Below are 11,426 nucleotides of genomic sequence, written 5' to 3'. Positions count from 1 at the left end.
TTTGCTGTCCTTGAAACACACGACAGCGCACAGAATTACGGCCACATCGACGGCTACGGCAGGGTCGACTCGTGTTGCACCCGCCGGTCGGGCCAGCCCGGCGCCAACAACCGCCCACCCGACATCGCCACCGCGGCCTCGGCCAGCGACACCGTGGGCAGCGCGAACCGGCGCGCGATCACTGCCCCGACCGCAGCCATCACCGTCACCGCATCGGCGAACACCCCGCCTGCCGCATCCGGCATCACCGGATCCGGGTCCACCGCACGCAGCCAGACGGTGAACACCGACCGCACCGACTCGGCCCGCTCAGCGAAGCGCCGCAACCAGCCCCGCACCGTCTCACCCGGGCGACCCAGAACAGCTGCGATCCGCCGAAACCCCAAGCCACACCGCGCTTTCGCAACCAACGCCGACACGATCACCGCCGCCGCATCGGCACGGCGCAGTAGCGCGCTCACCGGCAACAACACATGCGTCACCCCGCAGCCGGTGCACCGCGACCGGCGCGGACAAAGCTGCGCCGGCCCGTCCGGGCCACGCACCTGCCGCGACCTCGCCCATCCCCAGCCCGCCAGCACGGCGCTGCCACACGTTGGGCACCACAACTCACCCGCCGCCAGCCTGCGCTCGACTCCATCAAGATCGGCCTCTACGGTGACCACTGCGCCTCCAAGCGCGAACAGACGGCCCTCCCGCAGCTCCGGCCAAAGAGACAACGGGAGGGCCGTCACCTCCAATGACCTGATCACCGTGCCGCCCCGACACCACAAACAGCAACCGACACCGACCGACCAAGACCAGCTGCTCAGCCCCAGCGCCGGAACGCTACCCCCACGTGGTCACCCTGGATGCCCCCGAACACAAGGCCGCCAAATCACCTTCACCCGGGCGCGGCCGGGCAACAAGAACGACGGCTGTCACGTCGAGCAGAAGAACTGGACGGTAGTGCGCGCCACCGTCGGCTACCACCGCTACGACACCGCCGCAGAACTGTTGTTACTCAACGAGATCTGGCAGCTTCAGTCCAAACTGACCAACTACTTCTACCCACAGCAGAAACTGATATCCAAGGTCCGCAAAGGAGCCAAGGTATCCAAGAAACATGACGAGGCGACCACCCCGTTTCATCGCACGATCGCGCACCCAACCACGCCCGTGGAGCGCATCGTGGCGCTGACCCGGACCTACTCCCTGATCAATCCCGCCGCCACCCAGCGCCAGCTCCAAGCCCTGACCGCCCAGCTACTCACCCTCACCACCACCAAGACCGGCCCCACCGCCCAACCCCAGGTCAACAAGCGCGCACGTTTACGTGAGGCAACGAATCCACCTACGCGCGCATCTTGACATGAGGCAACAGGCGACACCCCGCCCCCGCGCTCAATCACACAAACGTCGAGGATGCTTCATCGAACTGCCCGACAAAACCACGCGCAAACGTTTCAACACGCGAGGATCTTCCTCTGGATGATCGGGTAGTTCGTCGACCACGACGAGTCGTTCGAGCAAGCGTGAATCGGGCATCGCGACCGGATCCACGCGTCGCAGGTGAACATCTTGTCCTGGTGCGGGCTTGCTTCGCCCTGTCTCGGTAACGTCTCGGTCGTGGGCGAAGAGCCCGACCGCCATCTCCGGCACGATCCGCCTGCCGGTGCGGAGTCGGTGTTGCGGTGAATCGTCCACCGTGGTGCCCGATGAGGTCTTCGAACTCAGTGGCCGGCGGATACTGCAACGCCTCACTCGGGCGAACCCGACACGCAACAACCTCAGGCGGTAATCCCGGAAGCGCGGCCGGCCATCAGCATCGTCAATTACGCGCTGACTCCCGACAACACGGTGAGCCGCGTTCGCTGCATTGCTATCGCCCAGCGATGGCTGGCTAACACCGCGGCCGGTTGAGACCCTCGACTATGCCAAGAATTCGTTGAGAATCCTCCAAGGGTGGCCTCGGACTCTAAGCCGTCCGCAACAAACGGCAACAAACGACATCGCAGAGGAGTCCGAAAACCGTCATGGCCATCGTGGAATCGCCGGCGAACGCTTACCCACCCGCTCCCCACCCCTTCTACGGCGCGCCGCCCCGACCCGGACAACCCGCGGCAGGCTACCCGGAACGACCCCATCGCCATCCCTGGGAGATCGGACTTCTGGTGCTGGTCATCGCGTCCAGCGTCCTGCTCTATCTACTCGCGTGCGTGATGGTGCTGTCCGGTAGCGTCAGCTTGCTCTGGCTTTCGGTCCTGGCCACGCCGGTCGTGCTGTACTTGCTCCGCGGGTTGACCTACGGCCGGCAACGAGCTAACGGCGTCAAGATGTCACCCACCCAGTTTCCCGAGGGCTACTGGCTCGTCGTTGAGGCGGCCCAGCGGTTCGGTCTCAGTGAAGTACCGGACGCCTATGTCGTGCTGGGCAACGGCCTCATCAACGCCTTTTCCAGCGGGCACGGCTTCCGTCGCTATGTGGTGGTCTACAGCGACCTGTTCGAGATCGGCGGCCAGGCCCGCGATCCCGAAGCGCTGGCTTTCGTCATCGGCCACGAGGTCGGCCACATTGCCGCGGGGCACGCCTCCTATTGGCGCCAGCTCGGTCAGCTGGCAATGAAGATCCCGTTCCTCGGCCAGACGCTCTCGCGGTCAATGGAATACACAGCCGACAATTACGGATACGCGCTTCGTCCCACCGGAGCCCAGCGAACCATCGGTGTGCTCAGCGCCGGGAAGTATCTGCTCAGGTCGGTTGATTTCGACGGCATGGCCGACCGGGCCGGCTCCGAGGCCGGATTCTTCGTCTGGCTGGCCAACATGTTGTCCTCGCACCCGGTAAACACGTGGCGCGCGGCCGCGCTGCGCGACCGTGCCGTCGCGGGTTCCCTGTTCTTCCGGCCGAAGCGACCGGCGCCGGTGGTGCCTGCACCCGCAAACATCGCTTGGATGCGCTAGTTCCCAGCGACGACAACGAAACATCCAGATTGCGGAGTGCCTAAACGTGGTGTGTTTCGCACCATTTTGGGCAATACCCATCGGTACGCCTCACGTTGATCGACGGCAGCACAGAGGAACGCGCAAATGACCACCATAGATGGCCCGGGTCCGACCGGACCTGCTGAGCGGCGCCGCAGACAGACCACTGGCCCTGCTCGGGACGGCCAACGCGCCGAAATCAACAGCGTTGTGCCACAAGGCGTTTTGCTGATGTCGGGATCGGTGGCGACGCCCTCGGTGTCGGCTTGCCGCATGAGCGCTGTGACCGGCAGCAGCCTCCGAGGAGGAACATCCGAATGAAAACCAAGGTCGTGGTGGTGGTGATTGGGGGGATTGTCGCTCTCACGCTCCTACTGCGCTACTTCACGCTCAGCCGAGCCGGAATGCCGGTGGGGTGGATGCTCTACCTGGGATTGCCCGTCACGGCGGCGGGCGTGCTGTTTGCGCTGCTACTCGTCGACCTCGGCGCGGGTTGGGGCGTCCAGGAGCACAGCAGCCGCGCGGGGCCGCGTCCGCGGGCGCTTCCGTTGCCCATGTCGCGCGTCTCCGAACGGCTGCGGGAGCTCGAGGACCCGCACGTCTCAACCGAAAGCGATTGCGGCGCAGACCGTCGCGATCCAAGCGACGATCATTAGCTGTATGACGTGGTCGCCCAGGAAGATGCCTTCGGGTTCACCGGCCAGGCCGCCGTCGATGTCCACGGCGTAGCGCAGGATTGCGATCGTGATCGGGATCGCCGAGACCGCAAACCACGACACGGCGTGCCCGTCCTGCTCGAATGCCCATAGCCCGTAGAACAGTGCGACGGCGGTGCCCGACATGGTCCAAACGAATCGAAGGTAGGCACCGCTGTAGCTGTCGAGCGACTTGCGAATCTTGGCGCCGGTACGCTCGGCGAGCTGCAGCTCTGCGTAACGCTTGCCCGCCACCATGAACAACGCCATGAACGCCATCACCACCAGGAACCACGGCGACACCGAAATGCCGGTCGCCGCGCCGCACGCGATCGCGCGGATCAGGTACGCCGACGCGACAATGCATATGTCGAGCACCGCTTGGTGTTTGAGACCGAAGCAGTAGCCGAGCTGCATCGCGAGGTAGATCGTGATGACCAGCCCGAGCGCCTGGGCAGTCATCGCTGAGATGGCGAACGAGGCACCGGCGAGCACGATCGCCAAGGTGCAGGCCAGTGCCGGTGAGACCACCCCGGCCGCGATGGGACGAAACCGTTTGACGGGATGCTGCCGGTCGGCCTCCACATCGCGGACGTCGTTGATCAGATAAATCGACGAGGCGGCCAGGCAGAACACGACGATCGCGACGACCACCTTGCAGAGAACATCCCGGTAGTCGTGATTACCGCCGACGGTGGCCACGGGCGCGCCAACCACCAGAACGTTCTTGATCCATTGCCGAGGTCGCAGCGCCTTGATGATGCCAGTCGCTAGATGGGCGGGCGGCCCCACCTCGGGGGACACTGGGCTGCTCACGAGGGTTGATTATGACCGCGGTCACCCGTGATCTCAGCGACTCGGCGGAATCGGCGAGTGATCAGCCGCCCTTGAGACGAATCTTCCAGCGCACAAAGCCGAGGTAAACGATGCTCAGTGCCGCCAGCATGCCCATGTCGAACCACCACGCGCCGGGCGTGTGACGCCAGTGCGAGTCCATCGGGACCGACGGGACCTTATCCTCCAAGCTGAGCAGGTCGATGGTGGAGGCTGACGCCGCGAAACCCCATCTGGCCGGCGTGGCCCAGGACATCTGGTCAAGCCCGATACGCGCGGTGACGGGAATCATGCCGCCGGAGAACACCAGCTGCGACATGACCGCCACGACGAGCAGGGGCATGATCTGTTCGTTGGACTTGGCCACCGACGACAACGCCAACCCGAGCATCGCCGAGGCGACACAGGTCATAGCGACGTCAGCGAACAGCTCCAGGGCCGGAATACCCAATGCCACCGCACCCTGAGTGGGGCCGCCCTTGCCGCCCACCGCGATCGCGGTAACGATCGCCGACTGGATGATCGCGAACACGGTGTAGACGCAGACCTTTGCCAACAGGTACGCGGAGGTGGACAGACCAACCGCCTGTTCGCGCAGGAAGATAGCGCGCTCACCGATGAGGTCGCGGATGGTGAGCGCGGTCCCCATGAAGACCGCACCAACGTTGAGCAGCACCAGGATCTGCCCCGGCTCGGTGGGTGCGCTGCCCATCGGGTTTGGCCTGCCAAAGCCGACATCTCCGGGCACCGACATGGACAGCGAACCCATGATGAACGGCAACAGCGCGAGGAAGATGAAGTAGCCCCGGTCTGAGACGATCAGCCGAACCTGTCGCCTGGCGATCGTGGAGAACTGCCGGAACAGGCTGGTATGCGTCGGCTCGCCCAGCTCGGCGGGTTCTTCCGCGGGTGGCGGTGGCGGGGGCGGACCCGTGCGCGCCAGGTACCGGGCCTTGGCCGCGTCCGGGTCGTCGGCGACCGTGCTGAATATGTCGGCCCAGTTGGTCGTCCCCATCGCCGCGCCGATCTGGCTGGGCGGCCCGCAGAACGCGGTCTTACCGCCGGGGCCCAGCAGCAGAACCTGATCACAGACGTCCAGATAGGTCAGCGAGTGAGTGACCACGAGCACCACCCGACCGGCGTCGGCCAACTGCCGCAGCATGGTCATGACCTGCCGGTCCAGCGCGGGGTCCAGGCCGGATGTCGGTTCGTCCAGGATCAGCAGCGACGGCCCGGTCAGCAGCTCCAGCGCCACCGACGCGCGCTTGCGCTGGCCGCCGGACAACTTGTCGACCCGGGTCTCGAGGTGCTTGGACATCTCGAGTTCCTCGAGCACTCGGGCAACCACCTGCTCGCGGTCGGCCTTGGTGGTGTCCGGCGGCAGCCGCAGTTCGGCGGCATACATCAGCGCCTGCTTCACGGTCAGCTGACCATGCACCACGTCATCCTGCGGCACCATGCCGATCCTGCTGCGCAGCGAGGCATATTCGGCGTGCACGTTGTGGCCCTCGAACACCACCGTGCCGGCGGTCGGGTGTGTGTACCCGGCCACCAACCTGGCGAATGTCGACTTGCCGGCACCCGACGGACCGATGACGGCCGTCAGCATTCCCGGGCGCGCGATCAGCGAGATGTCGTCCAGCAGCTGCTTGTTGCCCTCGATCGTCCACGTCACCCCGCGCACGTCGAGGCCCCCGGCGGCCGTCGCCGCCGCCGTCTCCTCCCGACGTGCCAGCGTGCCGTCGGCGAAGACGAGGTCGATGTTGCCGATGGTGACGACGTCGCCGTCGTGCAGCAGCGCGGCCTCGACCCGGGCACCGTTCACGAAGGTGCCGTTGATGCTGCGGTTGTCGCGGATCTCGATGCCACCGGGCGTTGGGACCAGGGTGGCGTGGTGGCGCGACGCCAACACTTCGGGGATGACGATGTCGTTGTCGTCGGCCCGACCGATCCTGACTGAGCCCGGCGGCAACTCCCCCGACGGCCTGCCCGGCCGCAGGATCTTCATCATCGAGGTCGCGATGTTTCCCGTCTCGCCGCCGCGGCCGCCAGGCGGGGCCAGCGGCACTTGGGATTGCGTGGGTGGCCGGTAGATCTGCGGCGCCGGCTGCGGCCCACTGGGCGGTCGTAGCGGGTGCCCGCCGGTTGGGTACCGGGGCTGCGGCGCCGACGGGTGGGCCGGCTGCGGTCCGCTGGGCGGCTGCGCGGGCTGCAGCCGCGATGTCGGCGGCGGCTGGGGAGGCTGGCCGGGCCAGTGCGCGCCCGCCTGCGGCGGCGCCTGGGACGGCACCGATCCGCTGGGCGGGTTGACGATCCGCAGCGATGTCGTCTGCGGAGGGCGCCCCACCGAACCCTGGTGTCGACCGACCTCGAACGTCAGCGCCGGACCATCCGGATTGCCGATATTGACCTGCTGACCGTCGTGAATGTCGACGCCCGGCACGCGACGGTTGTTGACGTACAGCCCGTTGAGGCTGCCGTTGTCAATGGCGACCCATCGGCCCTGGTCGAACCGCAGCACCAGGTGTGCCCGGGAAATCAGGGGGTGCCCGACGCGGACGTCTGCCCGCAGGTCACGCCCGACGACGACATCGTGTCCTGCTGCGAAGGTACGCTCAGCTCCGTTGTATCGCACCGTCAGCACGGGTGGGGCTGCTTGGCTCATCATCGCCAACTGTAACGGCATCGGTGCCTAGCGCACTCAAATCGGCGCCGCCGGCCGGGTAGGGTTCGGTGGAATCTTCCGCGGCCGTGGGAGGGAGCGAGCGCAGCGTCATGACCGAATCCGGCGCCACCCGCGTGGCGGTCTACTTCGACTTCGACAACATTGTGATCTCGCGCTACGACCAAGTGCACGGCCGCAACTCGTTCCAGCGGGACAAGGCAAAGGGTTTGGATACGGAACGGCTTCAGTTGGCGACCGTCGACCTGGGCGCCATCATGGACTTCGCGTCGTCGTTCGGCACCCTGGTGCTCACCCGGGCCTACGCCGATTGGTCCGCCGATGTGAATGCCGCTTACCACGGCCAGCTCGTCGCCCGCGCCGTCGATCTCGTGCAACTGTTTCGGGCCGCCGCGTACGGCAAGAACGGGGCCGACATCCGTCTGGCCGTCGACGCGGTCGAGGACATGTTCCGGCTGCCCGACCTGACGCATGTGGTGATCGTCGGGGGCGACTCCGACTACATCGCCCTCGCCCAACGCTGCAAGCGCCTCGGCCGCTATGTCGTCGGCATCGGGGTGGCCGGTTCGAGCAGCCAGTCGCTGGCCGCGGCCTGCGACGAGTTCGTCACCTACGACGCGCTGCCCGGGATACCCACCGCCGGCACACGGGCGGCCCAGCCCAAGAAACGCGGCCGCCGCGCGAGCACCGCTGAACGCGACGACGAGCCGACCCCGCCCGACCCGCAGGAGGCCGCCACCGGCCTGCTCGAGCGTGCACTTCGGATCGGCCAGGAAAAGGACGACACCGACTGGCAGCACAACTCCGTGGTCAAGGCCCAGATGAAGCGGATGGACCCATCGTTCAACGAGAAGTCGTTGGGATTTAAGACGTTCAGCGACTTCCTGCGCTCCCGCGGCGACCTCGTCGACCTGGACGAGAGCAGCACGACGCGTATGGTGCGCCTGCACAGCGACGCCGCCTCGTAGACACCAAACCGCTATCCGCCTCCCCCACGGCCGGCGCATCCCCGGTCAGCGGGTGTGTCTGGTCGGTCAATGTTGTGTTAAAAACTCCCCCGCGTATCGCGCTGGAGCGACTGGACCGCATAGATTTTTAAGTCAGCCCCTGCCGATTGGAAGATGTCATGCCCACCCTGCCCACTTCCGAAACGCGCCTCCGCGAGGAGTTGCGCAACTACGCCGTTGAATTACGCCAGCTGGCCTACACGCTGCCTGGCGGGATAGGCGAACACAATCTGCTCGGATTGTCGGACCGGATGCGCGCCGCCGCGGACAACACTGTCCGCAAAGGGGCCTAAACCCAGCGAGCGCCACTCAACCGACAGCAGCACCGCCACGTCTCGCGGTTAGCCGCGCAGGTGGTCATAGACGCGCGCTATCCGCAAGCGACCGACGCGGCTTTAATGGCCCGTGCCACCCCAGACGCCCCACCTCGCAGCGCCGAATACGACTTCATCGCGGCCATACACGCACTCCATGCTTGCAGCGGGCCTCAGGGATGCGGACATGCGAGCATCTGGGTTTCCGGGCTCGATCTTGAACGATGCGATAGCGGCGGGCGGGTCGGTCGAAATTCTCAATACCCCTACCAGTTTGGCGTTCATCGCAGTGGCTGATCGCCAGCCTCGCCGATCCGGTACTTGCAAATCCCCGGCGCCAGCGACTCGGTGCAGCAACGAAAGGCCGCGTCCCAGCTGACCTCCTGCCAGTGGCCGTCGCTCGGACGCAAACCTCACGCCGTCACGGCCACCCGTTGCTTCTGCGGATCTCTTCGCGGCACTCACGGCGGGTCTGGCCGGTCTGTTGCATGCAAATGCGAATCGGCGACTCCTGCTCGGTGGGTAGCGGCGTCTCGCTCGGCTCGGCTGTGACCGTGACCGTCGGATTGGACACGGTGCCTTGGGTCAGCGACCAGATAGCGGTGTTGGTGCCCTGCAGCGTCGAGCAGTAGGCGGTCGCCCCGGTCTTTGTGACACCGGTGCTGCCGACCGGGGAGCAGTTGGCCCCGATGACGACGACGGGAGCCGGTGCCACGGAGGTGAAAGTCGACGTGTCGGCGGCCGCGGAAGTGGACGGGGTGGTCTGCGGCGTCACGGGGCCCGAAGGCGTGAGCGCCGGCGTGGTCTGAGGCGTCGTCGGGGCCGCCGAGCTGGTGCTGGTGGCTGGCGACGCGGCGCGCTCGTCGTCAGCGCGCCTGGTCTCCAGCAACGCCACGGCGATCGCGGCGATCAGCAATACCGCCAGCACCGCGGGCACAAGGACGCCCGCTCGCAGCGGCGAACGTCGGGCGGGCGCGGACCCCGCGACAGGTAGGGCGAGACTCGTTTCGTCGGGATCACCACCGCCCAACTGATGGCCGAGGGCGCGGGCGAAGTCGACACACCGCTCGAAGCGTTCCTTGGGCTCCTTGGCCAGCGCCTTGGCGAACACCGGGTTCAGGCCCGCCAGTTCGGGATTGCGCTCGCCGATCGCCGGGGGTGACGCGCTGAGGTGCTGGCTGATCACCACGGCCGGGTTGGCGTGCTGGAACGGTGGGGCGCCGGTCAGCAGGTGGAACGCCGTCGCGGCCAGCGCGTACTGATCGGCACGTCCATCGAGTTCGCTGCCCATCAGCTGTTCGGGTGCCGCATAGGACACGGTGCCCACCGTCATGTTGGTGGCGGTCAATCCGCTCGGGTCATCGACCAGACCGGCGATCCCGAAATCGGCCAACAGAATTCGGCGGTTCTCGGAGTCGGGCTGGGCGAGCAGGATGTTCGCGGGCTTGACGTCGCGATGCAGCAGCTTGTGCTGGTGGGCGTAGTCGAGCGCCTCGGCCACCGCGGTGATGATCTCTGTGACCTCGGGGCCGGGCATCCCGTTCGGGTAACGATCCTTGAGCAACTGTCCGGAGTCGGTGCCGTCGACGAAGTCCATGTCGATCCACAGCTGGCCACCGGACTCGCCGCGATCATGCACGGCGACGATGTGCGGGTGCCACAGGGAGGCCGCGACATCGGCTTCGCGATTGAACCGCTCTCGGTACTCGCCGTCCGCCGAGACCTCGGGCCGCAAGACCTTGAGCGCGTCCTGCCGGGGCAGCCGGGGGTGCTGTGCCAGGTACACCTCGCCCATTCCGCCGGATCCCAACCGTCGGACGATCGTGTAGCCGGCGAACGTCGAACCATCGGCGAGCGGCATGGCCGCATCGTAGCCCGCTGGCTCCCGTGGTGGTGCGCTTGTCCGGCCAACGGCAGGTGGACAGGTGGGGGAACGGACCGCTCGCCGCGCTGGCCACCGAGGTTCGTCGCGGTTGGCTATGCTCCGAGCGGACGACGCGCTGCCGCCGAGCCGAGACCGTACGAGGCGAGCAATCACAGCAGCACGCAGTACGTCTCTTCTTGCGAACTGACCTCCGATTCACCGTGGAGTCATCATTTCAACCCCAACGCGAAGGAGTTACGATGCCACCTACGCCGCTTTCCGGATCGCCTTCGGCGCCCTGAAGCATCCCCGACGAGTCGATCGATGTGGCCCTGTGGGTCACACAGCACCGCGAAGATATCGGACGCGGCCTCGCCGCGCGCCGCAGTAGCGCCGCCGGCCGTCCGGTGAGACAAACGTGGGCTAGTTTCCGGTTTTTCGGGAAGGTTCCGAGTCGCCGGTCCTACAGTGAATCCGTGGATGGCCGGCTCGGGTTACAGCTCAACCGTAGGACGTTCGTGGGCGCCTCCGCCGCCTTGGGCGGTGCGGCCGCCATCAGCACTGTTGCCGGATCTGACCGCACCACGCGACACCAAAGCCACACCGCCGTCGTGCGTGCCGAGATCAACGGCCAGCACCGAGAAATCCCCGTCGACAACCGCACGTCGCTGCTGGACATGCTGCGCGAGCGGGCGGGACTGCCCGGGACAAAGAAGGGCTGCGACCACGGCGCGTGCGGTGCGTGCACGGTGCTGGTTGACGGTCGCCGGATCAACTCCTGCCTGACGCTCGCGGTCATGCACGACGGTGCGCGGATCACCACCATCGAAGGCCTGGCCGAAAACGGCAGACTCCATCCGCTCCAACAGGCGTTCATCGATGAGGACGCGTTCCAGTGCGGCTACTGCACGCCCGGCCAGATCCTGTCCGGCATCGGGTGCATCGCGGAAGGGCACGCGAGCTCTCCGGCGGAAATACGGGAGTGGATGAGTGGCAACATCTGCCGCTGCGGGGCCTATACCAACATCGTCAACGCGGTCGTCACCGCGGCTCGAAACCATTAGCA

The 11,426-nt window shown here is 66.3% G+C and carries 9 protein-coding genes and 2 pseudogenes; 6 read left to right on the top strand and 5 right to left on the bottom strand.

From position 1 onward, the window contains the following. Nucleotides 1-53: 53 nt before the first annotated feature. Nucleotides 54-665 (bottom strand): hypothetical protein, encoded by a 612-nt coding sequence (locus tag G6N24_RS25740; protein ID WP_085158058.1) that lies wholly within the window; start codon nucleotides 663-665, stop codon nucleotides 54-56. A 199-nt stretch (nucleotides 666-864) separates the two neighbouring features. Between G6N24_RS25740 and G6N24_RS08170 the strand changes: the two are divergent. Then, nucleotides 865-1,350, top strand: a pseudogene (locus G6N24_RS08170) (integrase catalytic domain-containing protein); the annotation flags it as partial. Between the two features lie 219 nt (nucleotides 1,351-1,569). Here the strand turns inward: G6N24_RS08170 and G6N24_RS24330 are convergent. After that, nucleotides 1,570-1,862: pseudogene (locus G6N24_RS24330) on the bottom strand (cyclohexanecarboxylate-CoA ligase); the annotation flags it as partial. A 153-nt stretch (nucleotides 1,863-2,015) separates the two neighbouring features. Here G6N24_RS24330 and G6N24_RS08165 point away from each other — a divergent pair. Together G6N24_RS08165 and G6N24_RS08160 are read left to right on the top strand one after the other, a co-directional pair. Further along, nucleotides 2,016-2,942 carry a M48 family metallopeptidase gene (locus tag G6N24_RS08165; protein ID WP_085158438.1) on the top strand — a complete coding sequence of 309 codons (927 nt, stop codon included), beginning with the start codon at nucleotides 2,016-2,018 and terminating at the stop codon, nucleotides 2,940-2,942. Between the two features lie 338 nt (nucleotides 2,943-3,280). Beyond that, nucleotides 3,281-3,619, top strand: coding sequence for a hypothetical protein (locus tag G6N24_RS08160; RefSeq protein ID WP_139822263.1), 339 nt, complete (start codon nucleotides 3,281-3,283; stop codon nucleotides 3,617-3,619). Here G6N24_RS08160 and G6N24_RS08155 read toward each other — a convergent pair. Both G6N24_RS08155 and G6N24_RS08150 read right to left on the bottom strand, forming a co-directional pair. After that, nucleotides 3,566-4,462 (bottom strand): decaprenyl-phosphate phosphoribosyltransferase, encoded by an 897-nt coding sequence (locus G6N24_RS08155; protein WP_085158436.1) that lies wholly within the window; start codon nucleotides 4,460-4,462, stop codon nucleotides 3,566-3,568. The two genes, G6N24_RS08160 and G6N24_RS08155, sit on opposite strands and share 54 nt — an antisense overlap. Before the next feature lie 73 nt (nucleotides 4,463-4,535). Beyond that, complete coding sequence (locus G6N24_RS08150; RefSeq protein ID WP_139822265.1) at nucleotides 4,536-7,160, bottom strand: FHA domain-containing protein; 2,625 nt, start codon at nucleotides 7,158-7,160, stop codon at nucleotides 4,536-4,538. Nucleotides 7,161-7,267: 107 nt separating this feature from the next. Here G6N24_RS08150 and G6N24_RS08145 point away from each other — a divergent pair, with 107 nt between their 5' ends. Together G6N24_RS08145 and G6N24_RS23695 are read left to right on the top strand one after the other, a co-directional pair. Next, the gene (locus G6N24_RS08145) at nucleotides 7,268-8,143 is read left to right on the top strand and encodes an NYN domain-containing protein (RefSeq protein WP_085158450.1); all 876 of its coding nucleotides are present in this window, start codon (nucleotides 7,268-7,270) and stop codon (nucleotides 8,141-8,143) included. Between the two features lie 158 nt (nucleotides 8,144-8,301). Next, entirely contained in the window at nucleotides 8,302-8,475 is a 174-nt protein-coding gene (locus G6N24_RS23695) for a hypothetical protein (RefSeq protein ID WP_169716063.1), read from the top strand. A gap of 442 nt (nucleotides 8,476-8,917) precedes the next feature. Here the strand turns inward: G6N24_RS23695 and G6N24_RS08140 are convergent, their stop codons facing one another. After that, on the bottom strand, nucleotides 8,918-10,357 hold the full coding sequence (locus G6N24_RS08140) for a protein kinase domain-containing protein (RefSeq protein ID WP_085158432.1): 1,440 nt from the start codon (nucleotides 10,355-10,357) through the stop codon (nucleotides 8,918-8,920). 479 nt (nucleotides 10,358-10,836) lie between these two features. Between G6N24_RS08140 and G6N24_RS08135 the strand changes: the two genes are divergently transcribed. Then, complete coding sequence (locus G6N24_RS08135) at nucleotides 10,837-11,424, top strand: (2Fe-2S)-binding protein (RefSeq protein ID WP_085158448.1); 588 nt, start codon at nucleotides 10,837-10,839, stop codon at nucleotides 11,422-11,424. Nucleotides 11,425-11,426 lie beyond the last annotated feature (2 nt).

This window comes from Mycobacterium lacus (assembly GCF_010731535.1).
Lineage (GTDB): Bacteria > Actinomycetota > Actinomycetes > Mycobacteriales > Mycobacteriaceae > Mycobacterium > Mycobacterium lacus.
Note: the sequence above shows the minus strand (reverse complement) of the source record. Positions and strands in the feature narration are given on the sequence as shown.